The sequence below is a fragment of the Streptomyces melanosporofaciens genome (assembly GCF_900105695.1).
Taxonomy (GTDB): Bacteria; Actinomycetota; Actinomycetes; order Streptomycetales; family Streptomycetaceae; genus Streptomyces; species Streptomyces antimycoticus.
The window spans coordinates 7,518,578-7,541,725 of sequence record NZ_FNST01000002.1; the positions used below are offsets into that span (position 1 = coordinate 7,518,578).

General features: G+C 71.2%; 20 protein-coding genes and 1 pseudogene. 8 read left to right on the forward strand and 13 right to left on the reverse strand.

Going from position 1 to position 23,148, the window contains the following annotated elements:
* Window positions 1-11: 11 nt before the first annotated feature.
* Window positions 12-362 carry a VOC family protein gene (locus tag BLV72_RS35000; protein WP_093467407.1) on the reverse strand — a complete coding sequence of 117 codons (351 nt, stop codon included), beginning with the start codon at window positions 360-362 and terminating at the stop codon, window positions 12-14.
* A gap of 23 nt (window positions 363-385) precedes the next feature.
* The gene (locus tag BLV72_RS35005) at window positions 386-757 is read right to left on the reverse strand and encodes a MerR family transcriptional regulator (RefSeq protein ID WP_093467409.1); all 372 of its coding nucleotides are present in this window, start codon (window positions 755-757) and stop codon (window positions 386-388) included.
* Window positions 758-1,001: 244 nt separating this feature from the next.
* On the opposite strand from BLV72_RS35005, the gene BLV72_RS35010 reads away from it, so the two are divergent.
* Entirely contained in the window at window positions 1,002-2,930 is a 1,929-nt protein-coding gene (locus BLV72_RS35010) for an alkaline phosphatase family protein (RefSeq protein WP_093467410.1), read from the forward strand.
* A gap of 79 nt (window positions 2,931-3,009) precedes the next feature.
* Complete coding sequence (locus BLV72_RS35015; protein ID WP_208905824.1) at window positions 3,010-3,951, forward strand: IS5 family transposase; 942 nt, start codon at window positions 3,010-3,012, stop codon at window positions 3,949-3,951.
* Window positions 3,952-4,070: 119 nt separating this feature from the next.
* On the opposite strand, the pseudogene BLV72_RS48245 reads toward BLV72_RS35015, so the two are convergent.
* A pseudogene (locus tag BLV72_RS48245) lies at window positions 4,071-4,394 on the reverse strand (ATP-binding protein); the annotation flags it as partial.
* A gap of 114 nt (window positions 4,395-4,508) precedes the next feature.
* Window positions 4,509-4,697, reverse strand: a complete 189-nt coding sequence (locus tag BLV72_RS50410; protein ID WP_167746448.1) for a hypothetical protein — start codon at window positions 4,695-4,697, stop codon at window positions 4,509-4,511.
* A gap of 53 nt (window positions 4,698-4,750) precedes the next feature.
* Between BLV72_RS50410 and BLV72_RS35025 the strand changes: the two genes are divergently transcribed.
* Window positions 4,751-5,836 carry a hypothetical protein gene (locus BLV72_RS35025; RefSeq protein ID WP_244321158.1) on the forward strand — a complete coding sequence of 362 codons (1,086 nt, stop codon included), beginning with the start codon at window positions 4,751-4,753 and terminating at the stop codon, window positions 5,834-5,836.
* Window positions 5,837-5,892: 56 nt separating this feature from the next.
* On the opposite strand, the gene BLV72_RS35030 is transcribed toward BLV72_RS35025, so the two are convergent.
* The 4 genes from BLV72_RS35030 to fdh all read right to left on the reverse strand — a co-directional run bounded on the left by BLV72_RS35030 (window position 5,893) and on the right by fdh (window position 12,215).
* A complete protein-coding gene (locus BLV72_RS35030) occupies window positions 5,893-6,687 on the reverse strand; it encodes an eCIS core domain-containing protein (RefSeq protein ID WP_093467412.1) in 795 nt (264 codons plus the stop codon).
* Between the two features lie 175 nt (window positions 6,688-6,862).
* Window positions 6,863-7,933 carry an NrfD/PsrC family molybdoenzyme membrane anchor subunit gene (gene nrfD / locus BLV72_RS35035; protein WP_093467413.1) on the reverse strand — a complete coding sequence of 357 codons (1,071 nt, stop codon included), beginning with the start codon at window positions 7,931-7,933 and terminating at the stop codon, window positions 6,863-6,865.
* The gene (locus BLV72_RS35040; protein ID WP_208905825.1) at window positions 7,930-8,955 is read right to left on the reverse strand and encodes a 4Fe-4S dicluster domain-containing protein; all 1,026 of its coding nucleotides are present in this window, start codon (window positions 8,953-8,955) and stop codon (window positions 7,930-7,932) included. The genes nrfD and BLV72_RS35040 overlap by 4 nt, the downstream gene beginning before the upstream one ends.
* On the reverse strand, window positions 8,952-12,215 hold the full coding sequence (gene fdh, locus BLV72_RS35045; protein WP_093467415.1) for a formate dehydrogenase: 3,264 nt from the start codon (window positions 12,213-12,215) through the stop codon (window positions 8,952-8,954). The genes BLV72_RS35040 and fdh overlap by 4 nt, the downstream gene beginning before the upstream one ends.
* 61 nt (window positions 12,216-12,276) lie before the next feature.
* Between fdh and BLV72_RS35050 the strand changes: the two genes are divergently transcribed.
* Window positions 12,277-13,011, forward strand: a complete 735-nt coding sequence (locus tag BLV72_RS35050) for a DUF429 domain-containing protein (RefSeq protein ID WP_093467416.1) — start codon at window positions 12,277-12,279, stop codon at window positions 13,009-13,011.
* A 214-nt stretch (window positions 13,012-13,225) separates the two neighbouring features.
* Here BLV72_RS35050 and BLV72_RS35055 read toward each other — a convergent pair whose 3' ends face one another.
* Complete coding sequence (locus BLV72_RS35055; protein ID WP_093467418.1) at window positions 13,226-14,380, reverse strand: transglycosylase family protein; 1,155 nt, start codon at window positions 14,378-14,380, stop codon at window positions 13,226-13,228.
* A 1,528-nt stretch (window positions 14,381-15,908) separates the two neighbouring features.
* Here BLV72_RS35055 and BLV72_RS35060 point away from each other — a divergent pair.
* The gene (locus BLV72_RS35060; protein ID WP_093467419.1) at window positions 15,909-16,742 is read left to right on the forward strand and encodes an MOSC domain-containing protein; all 834 of its coding nucleotides are present in this window, start codon (window positions 15,909-15,911) and stop codon (window positions 16,740-16,742) included.
* A 46-nt stretch (window positions 16,743-16,788) separates the two neighbouring features.
* On the opposite strand, the gene BLV72_RS35065 is transcribed toward BLV72_RS35060, so the two are convergent.
* Both BLV72_RS35065 and BLV72_RS35070 read right to left on the reverse strand, forming a co-directional pair.
* Window positions 16,789-17,199 carry an SRPBCC family protein gene (locus tag BLV72_RS35065; protein ID WP_093467421.1) on the reverse strand — a complete coding sequence of 137 codons (411 nt, stop codon included), beginning with the start codon at window positions 17,197-17,199 and terminating at the stop codon, window positions 16,789-16,791.
* Window positions 17,200-17,259: 60 nt separating this feature from the next.
* A complete protein-coding gene (locus tag BLV72_RS35070) occupies window positions 17,260-18,273 on the reverse strand; it encodes an Lrp/AsnC family transcriptional regulator (protein ID WP_093467422.1) in 1,014 nt (337 codons plus the stop codon).
* A gap of 93 nt (window positions 18,274-18,366) precedes the next feature.
* On the opposite strand from BLV72_RS35070, the gene BLV72_RS35075 reads away from it, so the two are divergent.
* Window positions 18,367-20,040: an AbgT family transporter gene (locus BLV72_RS35075; RefSeq protein WP_208906084.1), complete on the forward strand. Its 1,674-nt coding sequence runs from the start codon at window positions 18,367-18,369 to the stop codon at window positions 20,038-20,040.
* Between the two features lie 47 nt (window positions 20,041-20,087).
* Window positions 20,088-21,242: a M20 family metallopeptidase gene (locus BLV72_RS35080; protein WP_093467424.1), complete on the forward strand. Its 1,155-nt coding sequence runs from the start codon at window positions 20,088-20,090 to the stop codon at window positions 21,240-21,242.
* A gap of 113 nt (window positions 21,243-21,355) precedes the next feature.
* On the opposite strand, the gene BLV72_RS35085 is transcribed toward BLV72_RS35080, so the two are convergent.
* Together BLV72_RS35085 and BLV72_RS35090 are read right to left on the reverse strand one after the other, a co-directional pair.
* A complete protein-coding gene (locus tag BLV72_RS35085) occupies window positions 21,356-21,592 on the reverse strand; it encodes a DUF397 domain-containing protein (protein WP_059142886.1) in 237 nt (78 codons plus the stop codon).
* Window positions 21,593-21,597: 5 nt separating this feature from the next.
* Window positions 21,598-22,458: a helix-turn-helix domain-containing protein gene (locus tag BLV72_RS35090; RefSeq protein WP_093467425.1), complete on the reverse strand. Its 861-nt coding sequence runs from the start codon at window positions 22,456-22,458 to the stop codon at window positions 21,598-21,600.
* Window positions 22,459-22,670: 212 nt separating this feature from the next.
* On the opposite strand from BLV72_RS35090, the gene BLV72_RS35095 reads away from it, so the two are divergent.
* Window positions 22,671-23,141: a hypothetical protein gene (locus BLV72_RS35095; RefSeq protein WP_093467427.1), complete on the forward strand. Its 471-nt coding sequence runs from the start codon at window positions 22,671-22,673 to the stop codon at window positions 23,139-23,141.
* The last annotated feature ends 7 nt before the right edge of the window (window positions 23,142-23,148 follow it).

Genomic DNA, 23,148 nt, shown 5'->3' on the forward strand with positions numbered 1-23,148 from the left:
GGCGCATCGGGTTATCGGCGGTGGCTCAGCACATTGATCACGCGGCCGTTGGGGTCGCGGACGAAGAAGCGGCGGACACCCCACTCCTCGTCCCGCAGAGAGTGCACGATCTCGGCGCCGCTGTCGCACATCACCGCGTAGGCCGCGTCCACGTCGTCCACCTCGACGCTCACATCGGGGACCACCGGTCCGGTCTCGTCGTGGGTGAGCACGCTGATCTGGGCCGTGGGGTTGGTGGTGGAGGCGAGCGTCATGATCCAGCCCTGGTTCATCACCTCTTCGAAGCCCAGGAGACCGTAGAACTCCCGGTTCTCCCGCATCGCTTCGGACCGGACGTTGGGTACGACACGGCGGACGGTCATCGTGGGCTCCCCGGGGTGGTGGGTCAGCTGGCGGTGTTGTTGCTGCGCACTGCGTCAAGGTACTCGGAGATCGCGTCCCGGTTGCGGGTCAGGCACTCGATGCGCTCGGTCATGCGGTCCCGCTCGCTCTCCAGCGTGGCGATCATCTCCGGTGTGGCGTCGGAGAAGTGAATGCGCCGGGGCTTGTCGAGGCACGGCAGGATCTGCTTGATGATCCGGGTCGGAAGCCCCGCGTCGAGCAGCCCCCTGATCTGCAGCACCCGGTCGACGAGGCGCTCGTCGTAGGAGCGGTAGCCGTTCGCACAGCGGTCGGGCAGGATCAGCTTCTGCTCCTCGTAGTAGCGCAGCAGCCGGCGCGGTGTGCCGGTGCGCTCCGAGAGCTCTCCGATGCGCATGTGTCCGTCCTTGTCTCTCCGCCCGCGTGCCGCCGATCCCATCCATGTGAAGGTTGCAGCGTATCGTGGGGCGGGTGCGCTCGCGAGGGGCGCGGGTGCGCTCGCGAGCGGGCGGAAGGCGCCGGGAAAAATGCCAGGTGATTGAACGGAGGCCCCCGGCACGCCGTACGGATAACGACGGGCCCGACTACCCGAGCCGGGTCCGCCGTGCCACCACCGGGCTTCGCAGGGAAGGACCTTCGGGTTGTCGCGCCAATCGAGCTCTCATCAGCGGTCGGAAACGGACAAGGGAACCACGGAGCGGGCCCCGACGGAGGGCCCGACTCCGGAGAGTCCACCTGAGGTTGAGGCTGAGCCTGAGGCCACGCCGGATCTCCCCGCCCAGCGGCAGGATGACACCGGGGAGCCGGACGCGGTCCCCGACCAGGAGGTGAGCTCCGTCCACGACACGCCCGCCGCCCCCAAGGGCTGGCGGGCCACATACCCCGCCGTGGCGCGGGCGGTGGCATGGGCGGCCACGGGGCTTTCCCTCGCCCTCGTGTTCATCGCCCTCCTCCTGCCGACCCAGCTCAGCCTCGTCGAACCCAGGGCCTTTATGCGCATCCCGGTGGAGGGGGTGTTCGGCGCCACGCTGCTGCTCATGCTGCCGTCGATGGCGCGACGGGTGGTGGCGGTGCTCGCCGGGGTGGCCCTCGGGGCGCTGACCATCTTGAACCTCCTCGACATCGGCTTCAACGAGTTCCTCGGCCGTGGGTTCAACGTGGTGCTCGACTGGATACTCCTGGACGACGCCCAGTCGTACGTCAAGGACGCGCTCGGCGGGACGGCCGCCACCGCCGCCGTGATCGGTGTCGTGGTCCTGGCCGTCGCCGTGCTCGTCCTGATGGGACTCGCCGTCCTGCGGATCAGCAACGTCATGGCGAGGAACAGCGCCGTGGCGACCCGTACCACCCTGGTGCTCGGCACCGTCTGGGTCATGTGCGCGGCGCTCGGCGTGCAGGTGGCCGGGGCGCCGTTCGCGTCCCGGAGCACCACCGCGCTCGTCCAGGACCGGGCGGAGCGGGTCCGCAAGACCCTCAAGGACGAGCGGGAGTTCGCCAAGGTGGCCGCCGTGGACACCTACGGCGACACCCCCGGCGACCAGCTGCTGACCGGGTTGCGCGGCAAGGACATGATGTTCACCTTCATCGAGAGCTACGGCCGCTCGGCCATCGAGGACCCGGCGATCGCCCCCGGTGTGGACAAGACCCTCAAGAACGCCACCAAGCGGTTGAGCAAGGCCGGGTTCGCCTCCAAGAGCGGCTGGCTCACCTCGGCCACCTACGGCGGCAGCAGCTGGCTGGGGCACTCGACCTTCCTCACCGGCCTGTGGATCGACAACCAGAACCGCTACCGCACCGTCACCGCGGGCGACCACATGTCCATCACCCGCGCCTTCCAGCGCACCGGCGCCTGGCGGACGGTCGGCATCATGCCGGGAGTCACCAAGGGCTGGCCGGAGGGCAAGTTCTACGGCCTCGACCACGTCTACGACTCCCGCGACCTCGGCTACAAGGGCCCGAAGTTCAGCTGGTCGACCATGCCCGACCAGTACGCCCTCAAGGCGTTCGAGCACTTGGAGCACGGCAAGAAGCGCGACAAGCCGCTGATGTCGGAGATCATCCTGACCTCCAGCCACCAGCCCTGGGCGCCCATCCCCAAGACGATCCCCTGGAGCCAGGTCGGCGACGGCTCGGTCTACAAGGCCATCCAGAAGGCCGGCAAGAATCCCGCGGATGTGTTCACCGACTCCACCAAGGTGAAGGCCGAGTACGGAAAGTCCATCCAGTACTCGGTGAACAGCCTCATCGACTATGTGCTGAAGTACGGCAACAAGAACACCGTGCTCGTCTTCCTCGGCGACCACCAACCCCTCTCGCGGGTCAGCGGCAACAACGCCAGCCGGGACGTACCGGTCGCGATCGTCGCGCACGACAAGGCGGTGCTGGACCGGATCTCCCACTGGGGCTGGGAGGACGGCCTGATGCCGGGCGCGAAGGCCCCGGTGTGGAAGATGAGCTCCTTCCGCGACCGCTTCCTGGACGCCTACGGTCCGAACCCGGGCGGCGGCACGGCGCCTTCCTCGCCGTCGGCCTCGCCGAAAGCCTCGGCGAAGGCTTCCGCGAAGCGATAGTCCTCGGTGGCCCTAGGGCGTTTCTGATGGCTCTTGGTGGACTGGGTGGATCTCGTGGTTGGTCGGGCAGGACGCCCGTATGGTGCGGCGACACGAGCTCACGGACGCGCAGTGGCAGAAGATCGAACCCCTGCTGCCTGGCAACGGCAAGCCGGGCGGGCAGTGGGCGGATCACCGCAGAGTGATCAATGGGGTGCTTTTCCGGGCCCGGACTGGGGTGCCCTGGCCGGATCTGCCGGAACGGTACGGTCCCTGGCAGACCGTCTACGAGCGTCACCGGCGCTGGTCGGCCGATGGCACATGGCAGGTCATCCTTCAGGAGCTGCAGATCGAGGCAGATGCCGGTGACCCGGATGGGGCATTCGCCCGCCAGGTGTCCCGGCAGGAGTGGGCCGTGAACATCGACTCGACCTCCTGCCGGGCGCATCAGCACGCGGCCGGGGCGCCCCGCAAGCCTCCGGCCGACCACCCGCAAAAGGGGGCGGGGCCCGTGAGGAGGCAGATGGACGCGAGGCGTTGGGACGCTCGCGGGCGGGCTGACCAGCAAAGTGCATCTGCTCTCCGACGACCGGCCCGCCCGCTGCACTGGCTGACTTCACCAGGTCAGCGTGGGGACAGCCCGATGTTCGCCGCGGTGCTGAACGGCTTACGCATCCAGCACCGCGGCCCGGGCCGCCCGCGCAGCCGGCCGGACCGGGTGCGCGGCGACAAGGCGTATTCCAGCCGCGACAACCGCGACTACCTGCGACGGCGCGGCATCAAGGCCACCATCGCGCAGCCCGACGACCAGCGGGTCCACCGCAAGCGCCGCGGACGCTCCGGCGGTCGGCCCCCGGCCTTCGACAAGGCCCAGTACCGTCGCCGCAACGCGGTCGAGCGGTGCGTGAACAAGTGGAAGCAGTTCCGCGCCGTGGCCACCCGGTACGACAAGCGCGACTACATCTTCAACGGCACCCTGGCCGTTTCCGCGATCGTCATCTGGCTCCGCGACACCGTCCAAGAGCCATCAGAAACGGCCTAGGCGCGCCGGGGCGGGTCGATCGGTTGTTCCACGGTCCACCAGGGTGGTGGTGGCCGATGCGGTCCGGCCAGTGGTCTTCGTGGCGAGGCGATGGCTCTCCTGGCCCGCCACCAAGTCCGTCAGTCCCTCAGCAGGGGCATGTACGGGCCGAATTCCGAGGCCAGGGTCAGGCGGCCCAGTTTCTGGTATTCGCGCTGCAGTGCGTGGATGAGGTCGGGCATGGTCACCGGGCTGCCGGATTCGGCCGCGAGGTAGGCGGCGGTGACGGCCACCGAGCGGATGTTGCCGCCCGCCAGCTCGAAGGACTCGGCGCAGAAGTCCAGGTCCAGATCGGTGGAGCGGGGGAGGACGGTGCCCAGTGAGCGGTCCCACAGCAGGCGGCGGTGGTCGGCGTCGGGGAGGGGGAAGTCGATCACCTGCACTAACCGCTCCGGCGTCGCCTCCGCGCGGCGGACGACTCCGACAAAGCCGCACTCCGCGGCGTTGACCAGTTGCTGCTCATCGATTTGGGTGGTGACCAGCACCCCCCGCGCTGCGCTGGTCCGTTGAATCTGGCGTCACACGCGTAGAGCGCCATCATCGAGAACGTCCAGGACGACGACCACGACCTGCGGTGAGTCCGGTTCGTCCCAGTCGATGACCTTGACCTCGGGCCGGGTGCGCAGTTGGCTGGCCACTCCGGCCCGCGACACCGGGCCTTGGACGCGCAGCGCCACCGTAACGCGTTCTCCCGTCGTTTGATTCACGTCGCTCTCTCCCCTCGGGCGACTGAGGGAGGGGCATGGCCAAGCATGGGAGAATGGCGTGTCCATGTCATCTACTCGAACGCGGTGTGACGGTGCGGCCCTTCACCGAGGTCACCTCGGAGCTGGTGCCCCGCGGCTCCAACAGCGCCTGGCACGGCCGTCACAAGGTGGCGGTGGACAACCGCGGCAACACACCCCTTCCGGTGGTGCTCAGCGCACGCGGCGCCACCGAGCGGACCAAGATGGCCTTCGAGCCCGCCGAGCTGACCGTTCCACCGGGCGAGGCCAAGTTCGCCACGCTCAGGGTGCGTCCCACCCAGCGGCTGTGGCGCGGCACCCCGATCACCCATCCGTTCCAGGCGGTGGTGACACCACGGACGGGGGAGGGCCAGGACCCGTATGAGCCGGTGGTCCTGGACGGCACCTACGAACAACAGGCCATCCTGCCCCGCTGGCTTCCCCGGACGCTCGCCGCCGCCGTCCTGGTGGCCGCGCTCCTGGTGGGCCTCTGGTACGCGCTGCTGCGCCCCACCGTACGGTCGGCCGCCCGGGAGGCGATCACCCCGCAGGCGGTCGAATCCGCCGTGAAACAAGGGGACAAGGAGAGCGGCGGAGCTCAGGACGGGCAGCAGGGCGGCCGACAGGGGGCGTCGGGCGGCGGCGGTCAAGATGGTGGTCAGGACGGCGGCTCGACCGGCCCCGGCGGCGGCAAGTCCCGCGCGCCGTCCGACGGTTCGGATGCCGAGCCCGGGGAGCCCGGCGGGCCCGCGGCCCCGGCCAGCGCACGGGTGCAGGTGCGCGACGCGGTGGGTGGCGGGGCCGCCGAGCGGACCGCGTACACGGTCCCCGACGGGAAGAGCTTCGAGCTCACCGACATCGTGGTGCAGAATCCGCAGGGCGACACCGGCACGCTGGTCATCTCCAGTGACGATGGACAACTGCTCAATCTGGCGCTGGAGAACTTCCGGGACTCCGACTACCACTTCGTGACCCCCATCCAGGTGGCGGCCAAGGGCAAGGTCACCATCTCGGTGAGCTGCCGTGAGGTGGGCCGGCCGGTGAAGGCCCCGGCGCCGTCCCAGTGCTCGGAGTCGCTGTTCCTGGGCGGCAAGATCTCGGCGACGGAGACCAACGGCTGACAGGACGATACCGGGGTGGGCCCATCCCGCAGGTGGGCCCACCCCCCCCAGCCGGTCTATCCCTCGGGCGGGGCCTCCTCCTCGTCCTCGGTCCCGCCCTCGGCGGCCCGCTGGACGAACGACCCCTGGACGTCCGCCGGCTCCTCGTCCTCGTCCGCCTCCTGGCGCTGCACCGGCGGCGCGGCGGTGGAGGGCGCGGCCGCCGCCGGGGCGGGCGCGGGGCCCGGGGCGGGCGACGGCTCCGCCGTCACCCGCTCGGCGTTGGCCGACGCCTCCTGTTCGAAGCGGTCGGACGGATCGCTCACCCGGATCCCGCCCGGGGCCTCCGTACCGTCGACCGGGCCGCTGCGCTGCTGGATGACATGGGTCAGCTCATGGGCGAGCGTGGTGCTGCCCTGATGCGAGGACGGGTCGTAGGCGTCCCGCTGGAAGACCACGTTGTTCCCCACCGTGTAGGCGCGGGCGCCGACTTCCGTCGCCGACTCGTGCGCCGCGGAGCCGGTGTGCACCCGTACGTCCCCGAAGTCGGCGCCGAGCCGGGCCTCCATGTCGCCGCGGGTGTCGGTGTCCAAAGGCTCCCCGCCGCCGGAGGCGACGACGTCATGGACGCTCGACCGCCCCTCGCCCTCCTCGCCCCGCTCGGCGTCCCGCTGGATCGCCGCTCCGACGGCCGAGTTGCCCACCGTGCGCTGCAGGGTGCTCATTCCGGAAGGGCCGAGCACCTCCGTACGGCCCGTGGCGGCGGCCCTCAGCAGATGCGGAAGTTCCGCCTGCATATCAGGGCCCGTCCGCTTCGGCGAGGCGAGGGATTCGTCGTGCTCGTGTCCGTGGTCATGCTCATGTGCGTGCATCTGCCGCTCCCCGGGGACTGCCGCCCCACACCGGATGTCCGCCTCCAGTCAGCGTCGCGGGACGGATGCCGCGCCGTCCAGGCCGGGGCCCGCCGGGGAAGGGCAGTGCGGGCTGCCCTTTCGGGCAGCGCCGTACGGCCGCGGCGGGGGCGGTCCTACGGCGCGCCGCGGCGGGTCAGCCGTCCTGCGGCCGGTCCCGCTGTGCGTCGGGTCGTTCCCGTCGCGCGTCGAGCCGCTCCCGCTGGGGCAGGACCGTGTACTTCGGGTCCTCCGCCGACCGGATCCCGGCGTGGAACACCCCGAAACGGGTGCAGACGGAGGCCGCCAGCAGGGCCGCACCGCTGAGGGCCGCGGCGGTGCGATTGCGGCGGCCGAGGAGGGCGCCGCCGAGGGCGCCCGCCGCCGAAAGTGCCTCGGCGGCGCGCATCAGCCGGCCCGCCCGGCCCTCGCGGTAGGTTTCGGCGACCACGCCGACCCGCCGTTCCATGGCCTTGACGGCGGCGGTCTCCAGCGCCGTACCGAGGACCGCGACCCCGCGCGCCGGGGCGTTCTCGGCGACCGGCGAGACCAGCAGGGCCATGCCGCTCGCCGCCGTGGCGGCCGAGCCGATGAAGACGAACGGCATTTCGCGGTAGCCGTCGTGCCATGCGGGGACGGCCGTGTTGGCGGCCAGCACCGCCGTGTACGAGGCCACTGCCGGGCCCAGCAGCCCCGCGCCCACCGTGGCCGCCCGGCCGGCGCGTGGCAGCCGCCCGGCCAGGTCCGAGGCGGCGGCCGCGCCGGCGATGGGGCCGTAGACCATCAGCAGCCATGAGCCGACGCTCATCGGCGAGGTGGGCTTGAAGACCCGCAGCATATTGGCGAACCGCTCGGGGCGCCCGAGGTCGTGGATCAGCGCGGCGGTGGAGCCGGCCAGGGCGGCCACCGAGGACACCTTGAGCGCGCGGGCCATGACCGGACGGCCGGTCAGCTCGGCGCCCGCCGCGAGCACCGAGCCGGCGCCCGCGAGCCCGCCGAGGAAGAGATAGCCCGCGACGTCCCGGGCGCTCCAGGTGGGCGGGTTCAGCACCGGCCGCCCGTAGTAGGAGGTGAACTCCGCCCGGGGGACCATTGACTGATCGCCCTTGCGGCCCTTTCCGCCCTTGCGGCGGCGCCGCTCGCCGTTCTCCATCCCCTTGCCCACCAGCGCGTCACGGTCCGGCCGGGCGCCGCGGATGCCGTCACGGGTGACGTCCGACTCGCTCATCGGCCCCTCCTTCCGGTACGGCGTCCGCTCATGCCGCCGTGGGCCGCGAACACGGCGGCCACGCCGCCGAGCAGGGTCAGTGCCGCGGCGCCCGCGTGCCGCCACATCGAGGGCAGATCCCGGGTGGTGACGACCGGGTCCGGTGGCAGCCCGTAGACCTCCGGCTCGTCCAGCAGCAGGAAGAAGGCACCGTCGCCGCCGACACCGTCCTCCGGGTCGTGTCCGTACAGCCGGGCATCCTCCACGCCCACCCGGTGCAGCTCCTCGACCCGGGCGGCGGCGCGCTCGCGCAGCTCGTCCAGGGGGCCGAACTGGATGGAGTCGGTGGGGCACGCCTTGGCACACGCGGGTTCCTGGCCGGCGCCGAGCCGGTCGTAGCACAGGGTGCACTTATGGGCCCCGCCGTCCTGGGGCCGCACATCGATGACCCCGTACGGACACGCGGCCACGCAGTAGCCGCAGCCGTTGCAGATGTCGTCCTGGACCACCACGGTCCCGAACTCGGTGCGGAAGAGCGCACCGGTCGGGCAGACGTCCAGGCACGCCGCGTGGGTGCAGTGCTTGCACACGTCCGAGGCCATCAGCCACCGCAGCCCGGTCTGCCCGTCGGCGGACGGGGACGGTGCCGGGGAGGTGGGGGTGATCGCCGCCTCCCCGACCGGGGTCCCGGAGCCCTGCGCCGCGAGGGCCAGCACATCGACATCGCTGTGGTCGACCGCCGCCTCGGCCCGGCCCAGCGGCTTGCTCTGCTCGATGAAGGCCACATGGCGCCAGCTGGAGGCGTCAAGGCCCTGGGTGTTGTCGAAGGACATGCCGGTGAAGTCCAGCCCGTCCTCCGGGATGGCGTTCCACTCCTTGCACGCCACCTCGCACGCCTTGCAGCCGATGCACACCGAGGTGTCGGTGAAGAAGCCGACCCGGGGCGGATGGCCGTCGTGTCCGGCGTCCCCGGCCACGTCCGGTTCGGCTCCGGCCAGCAGATTGCGGCCGATCAGTGATGAGCGCCGGGAGGTGTCGGTCATCCCCGCACCTCCGTTCCGGTCCGCGCCGTGATCCCGGCGCGCCGCCGATAGTCTTCGAGTAGAGCCGTCAGCTCCGGGCCGCGGGGGCGGCGGCCGGGACGGATGTCGGCGCTCAGCGCCTTCACCTCCTGGATATGGACATTCGGGTCGAGGACGATCGCGGACAGCTCATTGGCGGCGTCCCCGCGTGTGTAGCCATTGGGGCCCCAGTGGTACGGCAGCCCGATCTGATGCACCGTGCGGCCCCCGGCCCTGATCGGGGACATCCGCTCGGTGACCATCACCCGGGCCTCGATCACCCCGCGCGCGCTGACCAGCGTCGCCCAGCCGGTGTGCTCCAGATGTCGCTCGCGGGCCAGCTCGGGAGAGACCTCGCAGAAGAACTCCGGCTGCAGCTCGGCCAGATACGGCGTCCAGCGGCTCATCCCGCCCGCCGTGAAGTGCTCGGTGAGCCGGTAGGTGGTGATCATGTACGGGAACACCTCGCTGCCCGGCTCGCCCCCGCTGGGATGGAAGGCGTTGTGCTCATCGGAGATCACCTCCCGGACCGGGTTGCGCTGCTGCTCCGGGTAGAGCGGATTGCGCACCGGTGAGTCCTGCGGCTCGTAGTGCGTCGGCATCGGACCGTCCACCAGCCCGGCCGGGGCGTACAGCCATCCCTTGCCGTCGGCCTGCATGATGAACGGATCCACTCCGCTGAGCGCGTCCGGGCCCCGGGCGTCCTCGGGCGGGCGGTAGGAGGGCGCCCGGTCGGGGATGAAGTCCGGGATGTCATGGCCGGTCCACCGCTCCTGGCTCGCGTCCCACCACACCAGCGCCTTGCGCTCGCTCCACGGCCGGCCCGCCGGATCGGCCGAGGCGCGGTTGTAGAGGATGCGCCGGTTGGCGGGCCAGGCCCAGGCCCATTCGGCGGCGATCCAGTCCTGCTCGGTATGCGGTTTACGGCGGGCGGCCTGGTTGACGCCGTCCGCGTACACCCCGCAGTAGATCCAGCAGCCGCAGGAGGTGGAGCCGTCGTCCTTGAGCTGGGTGTACGCGCTGAGCGGCGCGCCCCGCGCGTCGCGGCCGTTGATCTCGGCCAGAACCGCCTCGGCGCTGGGCTCGGCGAGCGGGCCCTCGGTGGGATAGGACCAGGCCAGATCGTGGACGGCCCGATCCATGGGGTCGGTGGAGTCCTTCAGCCGCTCCTTGACCAGCCGGCCCAGGTGGTACATGAACCACAGATCGCTGCGCGCCTCGCCGTCCGGCTCCTTGGCCGCGAAATGCCACTGCAGCATCCGGTTGGTGTTGGTGAAGGAGCCGGACTTCTCGGTGTGGGCGGCGGCGGGGAAGAAGAACACCTCGGTGGCGATGTCCTCGGTGCGCAGCTCGCCGGTCTCGATCTCCGGTCCGTCCTTCCACCAGGTGGCGGACTCGATGAGGGAGAAGTCGCGGACCACCAGCCAGTCCAGGTTGGCCATGCCCAGGCGCTGCATCTTGGTGTTGGCCGAGCCCACGGCGGGGTTCTCACCCATCAGGAAGAAGCCCTTGCAGACTCCGTTCAGCATCTCCCTCACGGTGTGGTAGGTGCTGTGGGAGCCGGTCAGCCGGGGCAGATGATCGAAGCAGTAGTCGTTGCCGGCGTGCGCGGCGTCGCCGTAGTACGCCTTGAGCAGGCTGACGACATAGGAGCGCATCTCGCCCCAGAACCCCTTGTCGGTCTTGACGGCCTCGACGAAGGTGTCCAGGTCCTCATGCGCATGGGCATGCGGCATCGGGATGTAGCCGGGGAGCACGTTGAACAGGGTCGGGATGTCGCTGGAGCCCTGGATGCTGGCGTGGCCGCGCAGCGCCTGGATGCCGCCGCCGGGGCGGCCGATGTTGCCGAGCAGCAGCTGAAGGATGCTCGCGGTGCGGATGTACTGGGCGCCCACGGTGTGCTGGGTCCAGCCGACGGCGTACACGAACTCCGAGGTGCGGTCCGGGCCCGAGTTCTCCACCAGCGCGCGGCACACCTCCAGGAAGGTGTCCTGGGGAATCCCGCAGGTCTCCTCGACCATCTCGGGTGTGTAGCGGGAGAAGTGGCGCTTGAGGACCTGATAGACGCAGCGCGGATGCTGCAGGGTGCGGTCGGTGGGGACGTCCGGATGGACGGGCGCGCCGCCGGAGCCATGGGACTCGGACTGGGCGGCGGTCGAGAGGGACGCGCCACGGCCGGTGCGCTCCTCGTACAGCTCGTCGGGCGCCCCCTGCGGCGCCTGGACCCGGGCGCCCTCGTAGCTCCAGGTGGAGATGTCGTAGTGGCCGGTCTCCGGGTCGAGGCCGGAGAAGATCCCCGACAGATCCTCGGTGTCCTCGAAGTCCTCGCCGACGATGGTCGAGGCGTTGGTGTACTCCAGGACGTAGTCGCGGAAGTCATGGCCGCCGGTGAGCACATGGTTGATGATGCCGCCGAGAAAGGCGATGTCGGTGCCGGCCCGGATCGGCACATACAGATCGGCCAGCGCGCTGGTGCGGCTGAAGCGCGGATCGACATGGATGACCTTCGCACCGCGAGCCTTGGCCTCCATCACCCACTGGAAGCCCACGGGATGGGCCTCGGCGAAGTTGGAGCCCTCGATCACGATGCAGTCCGAGTTCTGCAGATCCTGCAGAAAGGTGGTGGCGCCGCCGCGGCCGAAGGAGGTGCCGAGCCCGGCGACGGTGGAGGAGTGGCAGACCCGGGCCTGGTTCTCCACCTGGATCACCCCGAGCCCCGTCCACAACTTCTTGATGAGGTAGTTCTCTTCGTTGTCCAAGGTGGCGCCGCCGAGGCTGGCGATCCCCAGGGTGCGGTTGACGCTGACCCCGTCCTGCTCCCACTGCCAGCCCTCGCGGCGGGTGCGGACCACCCGTTCGGCCACCATGTCCATCGCGGTGTCCAGGTCCAGCCGCTCCCATTCGGTGCCGTACGGGCGGCGGTAGAGCACCTCGTGGCGCCGGGACTCGCCGGTGGTGAGCTGGAGGGACGCCGAGCCCTTGGGACACAGCCGGCCGCGGCTGACCGGTGAGTCGGGGTCGCCCTCGATCTGCACCACCCGCTCGTCCTTCACATAGACGTTCTGGGCGCACCCCACCGCGCAGTAGGGGCACACCGACTTGACCACCTTGTCGGCGGTGACGGTGCGGGGGCGCTGCCCACGGGTGGCGGCCGAGGTGGCGGCGGCGCCGCGGCCGAGTGGGTCGCTTCCGGTCAGCTGGCGGTAGACGGGCCACTCCTGAATCCATGTACGTACGCCCATCGCCCGTCCTTTCGCGCCGTTCTGCCCCGCACCGGCCCATCGGCATGGTCGGATACGGCGCATGGGTTCCCGCCGCGATGCTTTTCACACCCCGCTCGCACCCGGATGCGCCGGATCACCCGTCGTGGGGGTGGACGCCTGCCGTACCGGCTGGGTGGCCGTGACGCTGTGCGAGGAGGGTCAGTTCGCCGGGGCGGATACCGCCGGCGGGCTGAGCGAGCTGCTCGGCCGGCTTCCGGACGCCGCCGTGGTCGCGGTCGACATGCCGCTGGGACTGCTGACGGCCGGATGGCGCGAGGCGGAGGCTCTGGCCGTCGCGATGGTGGCCCCGCACCGCTCCCGGGTCTTTCCCGTACCGCCGCGCGGGGTCTGGGAGGCGGAGGACTTCGACGAGGCCAATCGGCGCTGCCGCTCCCTGACCGGTCAGGGGCTGAGCCGTCAGACCTGGGGGCTGGCCGCGAAGCTGCGCGAGGCCAATGCCTGCCGCGACGGGGGCGACCACCGGCTCTACGAGGTTCATCCCGAGGTCTCCTTCGCCGCCATCGACGAGGGGCGGCCCGTGGCCTGGAGCAAGAAGGGCTGGAACGGCCAGGCCGTGCGCCGCCGGCTGCTGGAGGACCAGGGCATCGTCCTGCCCGACGACCTCGGACCGGCCGGCCGGGTGCCGTCCGACGACGTCCTGGACGCGGCGGTGGCGGCCTGGAGCGCGCGGCGCATCGCGCTCCGGACCGCCCGGAGCCTTCCCGATCCGCCTCAGGAGGCGGACACCGGGCTGTCCGCCGCGATCTGGTACTGACCGATCCCCGCGCGAACGGCGGGAGGCCGCCCGAGCCGTGCCTCGGGCGGCCTCCCCTTCCCCCACCCCCTGGAGATGGACCTATGGGGTGTCCGGCGGGTCGTTCCCCTCTCCGCCCCTTCCCGTTGCCGGGGGCGGAGGGGAGCAGCCTGCCGCAGGCGTCACGATCCGCCGGACACCTTCGTGAGGGGCGCCGTGCGTCCGGTGTGAGCCGTCAGACGCCGACGCCGCGTGAGCGCAGATAGGCGAGCGGGTCGATATCGGACCCGTAGTGCGGACCGGTACGGACCTCGAAGTGGAGATGCGGTCCCGTGGCGTTCCCGGTGTTGCCGGACCGGGCGATCCGGCGGCCCGCCTCGACGGACTGCCCGGTGCGGACCGTCAGCGCCGACAGATGCGCGTAGTGGGTGTAGAGGCCGTCGGCGTGGCGGATGATCACCTGGTAGCCGAAGGCGCCGCCCCACCCCGCCGCCACCACGGTGCCCGGGGCGGCCGCGCGCACCGAGGTGCCGATGGGGACCGCGAAGTCCACGCCGGTGTGATGGCCGCTCGCCCACCGGGCGCCGCGGAGGCCGTACGCCGCGCTGACCGTCCCGCTGACCGGGGCCGTATGCGGGCGGGCGGCGGCCTTGCGGACCACCGTGTGGCTCGAGATGGCCGAGGCGCGATGGCGGGGCGCCGCCTTGCGCTGGTGCCGGGCGCCCGAGGGCAGGGCCAGCCGCTGCCCCGGGTGGATCAGATGGGGATTGGGGCCGATGGTCCCGCGGTTGGCGTGGTACAGCGCCTTCCAGCCACCGCTGACCGACGCACGCGTGGCGATGCGGGACAGCGTGTCGCCGCGGACGACCGAGTACGAGCCGGACGCCGCGCGGGCGGTGTGCTGCCGGGCCCGGGACTTCGCGGCGGACTTGGCCGACTTCTTGGCGGGCTCGGCCGGGTGCTCGGCGCGGGGTTCGGCGCCGCGGCTCGCCACCTCGGCGGGCGGCCCGGACCGGCTCAGCCGGCCGCGGACGGAGCAGACCGGCCACGCGCCCGGGCCCTGTTTGCGCAGGACCACCTCCGCCACGGTGATCTGCTGGGCCTTGGACGCCAGATCGGCCCGCGGTGCGTAGGCGGTGCCGCCGAACGCTGCCCAGGTGTGCTGGGAGAACTGCAGCCCGCCGTAGTAGCCGTTGCCGGTGTTGATGTGCCAGTTGCCCCCGCTCTCGCACTTGGCGACCCGGTCCCAGGTGCCGACCGAGGCCGCATGGGCGGGCCCGGTGCCGAGGAGCGGCAGGACGATGCCGACACCGCCGGCGGTGAGGGCCGCACACAGCGGGGAGACCCGGCTGGGCGATGCGGGGCGTCGGTGACTTCCTCGTACGGCCATGAGGCTGGTTCCTCTCGACACAACGGCTCTCGACGTGCCCTCCGGAGGACCCGGCGGGCTGTACGAGTACCGCAGCCCGGCCCCGCTGGTCACAAGGCGCAGGGGGCCTCATGGACGGCCGTGCGCCGCCCGGTGCCACCCCGGAATCCGATGACGCTCCGTCAGTTGGATGGCGGGAGGCGCATGGAGGGCCGGGGGCGCACGGCCGCCGGCGGGGCGGGTCCGGCGGGCCGGGCCGGAGGCGGGCGATCCGGCCTCGCTGGACGTCCTCGTACGGCGGGAAATGATTCTCCGGGGCGCCGGAGGGGGCGGACGCTATTCCGCCGGATTCGTTTCCGGATGATCGGTGACCGATCCCGGGCGGCGGGCCGGGCGAATTGCGGCCGGGGCATGGACGGTTGAAGCCCGGACGAGCGGCGGGCGGCTCAATACGGCGCCCGGTGGGGGCCGGACGTGCGGCACGGGATCTTCCTCGGCGCTATTGCGTCGCCGCCCGGTCAAGATCGGCCGCTTGGCGGCCGGGCCGCGGCGGGCGGCCGTAACCGCGCGGCACCGCGCTGGAACTGGCCGTTCCGCTCTTCCTGCCGACAACCGGAGAATGCCGGGGAGTGGAGGAGAGAGGGGAGAGCGGGAGGCAGAGCGAGGGGCGGGAAATAGGACGGCCTTGCGGTGGAGTGGGGGAAGAGGGGACGCATGAGCGAATGCGCCCGGCGGGCTCGGTGGCGTTTCCCTGGGTGCGGCCGGTCCTTGAAACGTATCTACGGGCGCGTGCCGCCGACCGCGGCGTTCAGCGGCGGGGCCGGTCGGGGTCGGGGGCGGCGTGGGCGAAGACGCGAGGGGAGATGGTGCGGGATCGAGGGTGCCGGGTGCGGAACCCCGGCCCCGGCTCGTCCCTTCTCCGGCATCCGGTATGGCCCGCGGACAGGGGGAGTCGCTTGACGACTGGACCAACTCGCGGGTGTACGTACGGACTTGACTTGGCGTTTACCGTATCTCTTGTCGTGCATCGCCTCGCCGAGCGCCCGTGCACCGCGGCAGTTCTCCGAAATCAGCCGGTCGTCATGGTGGCGGGGAACTGGCGGAGAATCACGCGGTCTGTGTATAGCGGGAACCGCGCCCCCGCGCATATCATTGCCTCACATCGACTTCCCCCCTTCGAGCCGCTCTCAGGGGCGGCCCCGAAATCAGCACCCTTCACCCCGCCGGTCCGGTACCCCGGGCGACGCCGGAGGTCGTGCTTTTCCCGCGATCTCGTCCGCCGCTCCAGGGAAACGGCCGGTTTTGGGTTCCTGTCGGCGGGGAGGCGCAGCGCGCCTACGCCATATGCCGGTGGTCACCGGCCGTACGCGGTGGGTCATTCGCCGTACTCCGCGCTACGCCCCGCCGCCGGACGCCGGGCCGGGGGCGCATGGCGGAGCCGGGACGTGCCATGAAACGCCGGTCGGGCACCGGGCGAGGGCGCAAGGCGCGCCCCGACCGGCCGATCGGCGACGCGACCCCCGGGCGGGGCCCCGGGTAGGGTTGCCGTGTGGCGACCGTTGTCGAGCTGACCTCCTATCCCGTCAAGGGATGCGCGGGTGTTCCCGTATCCGATGCGCTGCTGACGGAGGCGGGTCTGCGACACGACCGCAGTTTCATGGTCATAGGCGAGGACGGAGAGTGCCGCACCCAGCGGCGGGATCCCCGGCTCGCCGTCATCCGCCCCGCCATCGACCTGGACGGCACCCGGCTCACCCTGTCGGCACCCGGCGAGGGCGAGGTGGCCATCGACATCGACACCACCTCCGCCCGGCGCGAGGTCAAGCTGTTCCACAACCCCTTCCTCGGGATCGACCAGGGCGATGAGGCCGCCACGTGGCTATCGCAGGCGCTGGGCGCGCCGAGCAGGCTGGTGCGGGTCCCCCCGGAGCACGACCGGGTGACCGAAGGTTGGATCCCCGGCACCTGCGGCTACGCCGACAGCGGTGCCGTACACCTCGTCTCCCGGGCCAGCCTGGACGGGCTGAACAGGCGAATCGCCGAGGCGGGCGGCGCCGCACTGCCGATGAACCGCTTCCGCCCCGGCATTGTGCTCGGCGGATGGGACGAACCCCATCGGGAGGACCGGATCCGCCGGATCGCCATCGGCGGCGCCGAGCTGGGCTTCGCCAAGCGCACCGGTCGGTGCGTCGTGACGACCGTCGATCAGAACAAGGGCGTCAAAGCGGGTCCTGAGCCACTGCGCACCCTGGCCGGCTACCGGCGCGGCCCGGACGGCGCCACCCTGTTCGGCTGCCAGTTCTCCGTGACCCGCGCCGGAAAGCTGGCGATCGGCGATGAGGTGGACGTCATCGAGTGGGATGGGCCGCCGCCGGGGGAGTGACCGGGAGCGCTCAGACCGACGGGAGCGCTCAGACCGACGCGAGCGCTCAGACCGACGCGAGCACCTTGGCGAAGCTGTCCAGAAGCTGGGCGGCGCCCTCCTCGGCCTGGGCGCACTGCTCCTGCGGCGGGGCCGGCTGCCGGAGCACCACCCGGGTCCGGCCGTCGCCCAGCTCGGCGAAGGTGGCGGTCATCTCCATGACCCCCTGCGGAAGGTCCAGGGTCCACACCAGCCGCTCCAGGCCGACCACCTCGCGGTAGACGCCGCGCATCGGCATCTCGCCCCCGGGAGTGGCGACGTTCGCCGTCCAGGCGCCGCCCGGCCGGACGTCGAGGGCGACGGACTCGGGGGCGGCGCCGAACCAGCGGGCGAAGTACTCCGGTTCGGTCCACACCCGCCACACCGTCTCGCGCGGTGCGTCCAGGTCCCGGGTGACGGTGATCTCGGTGTCGCTCATGGTCTCTCCTCGGCGAGCGGGAAGGTGTCGTCACCATCAGACCGGCCCGCCGCACAGAACTCATCGGTCCTGGCTCAGCAACTTTCCGTCCTCCCGGCCGATCCAGTACCGGCGCAGCACATCCAGGACCACCGACACCTCGCAGGCCGTGATGCCGGGGAGCTTCCCCAGATCGCGGGTGAGCAGGTCGGCGAGGCCGTCCTCGTCCCGGAACACCCCGTGGTGGATCACCGAGGAGGTGCCCGCGACGATCGAGACATAGCGCGCCGAAGGATGCCGGGCCAGCGCGTCGGCCACTTCCTGGATGGCCCCGGGCGCGGCATGCAGCTCGATCACGACCTCCAGCGCATGGCCGAGCAGCGCCGGTTCGATCTCCACCCGGGGCCGTACCAGACCGCGCTGGAGGAGCGACTGGGTCAGCCGGTAGGCGGTGGACCGGCTGATGCCGAGACCGCGCGCCACATCGGCGGCGCTCGCCCGGCCGTCCCGGCGCAGCAGTTCCACGCCCCGCAGCTCGTCATCGCTGAACTCGGTGACGGCGGTGGGCTCCGCCACCGGATCGGCGACCTCCCGCAGTGCCCCCACCTGGGCGTCGTCCAGCCGCCGCAGCCGCCAGGAGTCGGACTTCGCCGTCGCCCTGAGCACCAGTTCGGTATGGGCCGACCGCACACCGGGGACGGACGGGATCCGGGTCATCAGCAGCTCCCGGGCCCGGTCGCGCCGGGTCGCGTGCAGGGAGCAGTAGACATCGGTGCGGCCCGTGGTCGTGGCGACGAACGGTATCTCGGGCAGCTCGGACAGCCGCCGGGCCACCTGCCACGCCTGCCCCGGGGCCGTGGCCACCCAGAGGTGCATGGGATTGCCCTCGGCCAGCATCGGCCACTCCACCTGCCCGATCACCCGCAGCAGCCGCTCCTCCCCGAGCCGGGTCAGCCGGCGGCCGACGGTGCTGGCCGAGCTGCCGAGCACCTCGGCCAGCGCGCTCAGCGGCGCTCTCGGCGCCACCTGCAGGGCGGCCACCAGATCGAGGTCGGCGTCGTCGAGTACCGGTGGTGTGGTGGGAACGTCTGCCATGGATACGAATCTATCGTGCGATTGGTGCTCCATGCGTGAATCATTCTTGCGTTACAACTCTTTTACTTGCCTCATTCCGTCATGCCTTCTCTAATGGACGACCACTACTGCGTCGCCGACGAAGGAGTGCGGACGGTGAGTTCCAAAGACACCACGACCACACCCGACAACACGCCCGGGAAGCCACCCGGCGCAACGCCTCCCGATGGGCCCGGGGAGTCCTCGGCGGCGCTGTCCGCACTGCTCCGGGTGCTCGGCGCCGTCGAGCGCGCGGGCAACAAACTTCCCCATCCCTTCTGGCTGTTCGCGATACTCAGCGTCCTCCTCGCGCTGATCAGCTGGGGGCTCGCCACCGCGGACGTCTCCGCGGTCGATCCGGCGGGCGGCAAGACCGTGGCGGTGCGCAGCCTGATCTCGGTCGACGGGGTGCGGTCGATGATCAGCGACGCGATCACCAACTACGCCACCTTCCCACCGCTCGGCACCATCCTGGTCGTCATGCTCGGTGTCGCCGTCGCCGACCGGTCGGGGCTGCTCGGGGCGATGCTGCGGGCCGGTGTCGCCAAGGTCCCGGCCCGCTGGATGACCTTCGCCCTGGCCTTCACCGCGATGGTCGCCCACATCGCGTCCGACGCCGCCTATGTGGCGCTGGTCCCCCTGGGCGGGCTGGCCTTCCGGGCCGTCGGACGCAGTCCGCTCCTGGGGATCGTGGTGGCCTTCGTGGGCGTATCGGCGGGCTATGACGCCAGCCCGCTGATCACCCCGATGGACGCGGTTCTGTCCGGGCTGACCACGGCCGCCGCGCACACCGTGGACCCCGGCTATGTCGTCACCCCGCTGTCCAACTACTTCTTCTCCCTGGCCTCCTCGGTGGTGCTGGCCGCCGTGATCACCTTCGTCACCGAGAAAGTGCTGGTGAAGCGGGTGGCGGCGCTTCCGCCCGAGCCGGAGGAGACGGCCGCGGACACCGCCGGGGAGACCGGGCCGACCACGGAGGTCGAACTCGCCCTGGCACCCGAGGAGCGCCGCGGGCTGCGCCACGCCACCGTCGCCCTCTTCGTCTTTCTCGCGGTGGTCGTGGTGGCGATGATCCCCACCGGGTCACCGCTGCGCGGCGAGGGCGGCAGCATCGTCGAATCGCCCGTGCTCTCCGGTATCGCCGTGGTGCTCGGACTGCTCTTCGCCCTCCTCGGCGCGGTCTACGGACGCGCGGCCGGCACCGTGCGCGGCGGCCGTGACATCCCGGACTTCATGGCACAGGGCATGCGGGAGATGGCCCCCATCCTGGTGCTGTTCTTCGCCATCTCGCAGTTCCTCGCCTACTTCAAGTGGACCGGCGTCGGCCAGGTGCTCGCCATCCGCGGCGCCGATCTGCTCAAGGACCTCGGGGTCACCGGCCCGGTCGCCTTCGTCGGCATCGTGCTGGTGTGCACGGTGATCAATCTGGCGATGACCAGCGGTTCTGCCATGTGGGCGCTGGTGGCCCCGGTCTTCGTGCCGATGCTGATGCTGTTGCACATCCCCCCGGAGGCCACCCAGGCCGTCTACCGCATCGCCGACTCCTGCACCAACGCCATCACCCCGATGAGCGCCTACTTCGTCATGGCGCTCGGCTTCCTCCAGCGCTACCGGCGCTCCGCGGGCATCGGCACCCTCGCCTCGCTGACCCTGCCGCTCTCCGTGGCCATGCTGGTGGCCTGGACCCTGCTCTTCTACGTCTGGTGGGCGCTGGGCATCCCGCTCGGCCCCGGCGCGCCCGTCCGCTGACCCCGGCCGCTCCCTCACCCACGCCACCTCGGGAAGGACCCCCTCGAATGACCCCCTCCGATCTCGCCGCCGCCACCGTCCGGGTGCTGCCCGAGATGATCGACGACCTACGGACGCTGGTGGAGCTGGAGACGCCGAGCAATGACAAGCGGCTGCTGAACGCCGGGCTCGCCACGATCAGCGGCTGGCTCGTCGACCGGCTCGGCGAGCCGGACGGAACCGAGCGCCACGACTGCGGGACGTACGGCGATGTGCTGGCCGTGACCTATCGCGGCACGGCCCCCGGCACCGTACTGCTGCTGTGCCACTACGACACGGTCTGGCCGGCCGGAACGCTCGCCGAATGGCCCTTCCAGGTGGAGGACGGCCGGGCGAGCGGCCCCGGTGTCTTCGATATGAAGACGGGTCTGGTGCAGGCCGTCTGGACCCTGCGGCTGCTGCGCGAGCTGGAGCTTCCCCACCCCTCGGTGCGGCTGCTGCTGGGCGGCGACGAGGAGATCGGCAGCCCCGCCTCCCGGCGCCATATCGAGCGGCTGAGCGAGGACGTGCTGGCCACGCTGGTCTTCGAGGCGTCGCTGGACGGGGCGCTCAAGACCTCCCGCAAGGGCGTCGGGCTGTTCGATGTGACCGCCTACGGCATCGAATCGCATGCGGGACTCGACCCGTTCGCGGGCGCGAGCGCCATCCACGCGCTGGCCGAGGTCGTCCCGCAGATCGCCGCGCTCAGCGCCCCGGAGCGCGGAACCACGGTCAACGTGGGGCTGATCAGCGGCGGCACCGGGCGCAATGTGATCGCCGCACAGGCGAGCTGCGGTATCGACATCCGGATCGCCGAACCACAGGAGATGAAGCGGATCGACACCGCGCTGCACGCCCTCACCCCCTCCGACCAGCGGGTGCGGCTGACCGTCACCGGTGAGTGGAACCGCCCGCCGATGGTCCCCAATGATCCGTCCCGCCGACTGTTCGAGCAGGCCCACGCGGTCGCCGCGGAACACGGCTGGGAGCTGGAGGAGACCGCGGTCGGCGGGGCCAGCGACGGCAACTTCGTCTCCGCGCTCGGCCGTCCGGTCCTCGACGGGCTCGGCGCCCTCGGCTCCGGCGCCCACGCCCGCCATGAGCACACGGTGCTCGCCCCGATCCCGGTTCGTACTGCGCTGACCGTCGGTCTGCTGCGGGCGCTGGCGGCGGACGCCTCGTAGCGTCCGACGCCGACGGCCGGAAACCCGTGGGCCGCCGCCGTGTCCGGATACGGCGGCGGCCCACGGTGGCACCGGCGCGGCCACGGTGCGCGGGCCGGTGCACGGGAGGCCTATCAGGAGATGAGGAAATCGGCCTCGCCCGCCTTGGCGCCCTCGATGAACGCCATGATCTCGCTGCGGGTGTAGATCAGCGCCGGACCGTCCGGATCGGTCGACTGACGGATCGCGACCCGGCCGTCGTCCAGCCTCATGGCTTCGACGCAGTTGCCGCCGTTGCCACCACTCCACGGCTTGTGCCAGCCCTCGCTGCCGAGGTCGCTCGCGCGCATGCCGTTGTGAATGCGATCCATTCCGATCAGAGCTCCTTGCGGAAATCGCGGAGGATTTCCTTTGTGCGTCGTGCGGTTGCCGCCTGGGCCGCCATGCGGTCCAGGGCCTCCAGATGGGAGGCCACCTCGATGCGCTCATCCAGGTAGACGGCGCCGGTCAGGTACTCGACGTAGACCATGTCCGGCAGTTCGGGAACAGCGAAGCGGAAGAGGACGAAGGGCCCGTAGGTGCCCGGATGGTGTCCGGAGGTGAACTCCGAGATCTGCAGCGTGATGTGCGGCATCTCGACGGCCTCCAGCAGCCGGTCGATCTGGTCGCGCATCACCTCCGCCGAGCCCACCTGGCGGCGCAGCACCGTCTCGTCCATCACCACCCACAGCCGGGGCGCGTCCCGCCGGCTGAGCAGCGTCTGCCGCTCCATGCGCAGTGCCACATGGCGCTCCGCCTGCCGGGGAGCGGACTGGCCGACCGCACCGGTCTGCATGACCGCGTGGGCGTACTCCTCGGTCTGGAGCAGTCCGGGGACGAAATGCGGCTCGTACGCCCGGATCATCTCGGCCGCGCCCTCGAGGCTGACATGCACGCTGAACCAGTCCGGGAGGATGTCGTGGAACCGCTGCCACCAGCCGGGCTTGTTGGCCTCCTCGGTCAGGGTGATGAAGGAATCGAGCTCGTCGCCGGTGATCCCGTAGGCGTCCAGCAGCATCTGCACATACGGAACCTTCAGTGCGACCTCGGCGGTCTCCATGCGACGGACGGTGGCGGGCGCGACCCGCAGCACTCTGGCCGCCTCGTCCCGCCTGAACCCCGCCTTCTCCCGCAGGTCCTGCAGCCTCTTGCCGAGGACGACCTGACCCACGGTCGGGGCCGACCGCGGTTCGCTCACCTGAATCCCTCCCTGACCTCCCCAACGCTGATGTTCGCAGTGTGCCATGGCCAGTGCGGAACGGACACATTGCACTTACGACTCTGCACTTTTCAGAGTGCCCCTTGCCAAGTGTGCGCGGCGGTGCGCATAGTTGCGTCATGATCCCGTTACCGCGTTCTGCCGCGGCGACCGCAGGCGCAAGCGGCCCGACCTTTGTGAAGTGCCCCTAGATGACGTACGCCTTCGCCGGTGCGCTGACCGGCCTCGTCCGCGGCCGGCTCGGCCGGCGCGGATTCCGTCCGGCGTTCGGACGCCACCGCCTTCAACTGCCGTCGGCGCTGCGGACGGACCGGGCCTATGACGCGGTGGGGATCGCCGAGCGGCACGGCCCCGGGGTCATGGACCTGCTGCCCCGGGCGGGATGTGTCCTCGCCCGCGCCGGGCGCTGGTGGTGGATCGTGCCGCCGCAGTCGGACATCGGGGTCAACTGGCCCGCACCGGCCGTCTACGCGGTCGGCGCCATGGTGACCGGCCCGCCCGGGCGGCGGACCGGCCCCACCGGGGCCGAGGAGGCCGGTGTGGTGCACTGGCCGGGCGACGGGGAGCCGTACACCCATCCCCTGCTGCTGCATATCGCGGTCTGCGCGGCGGCCGGGGTTTCCCCGGCCTGGCCGTGCGACGAAGGGCTGCCACGGTCATGACCTCGGC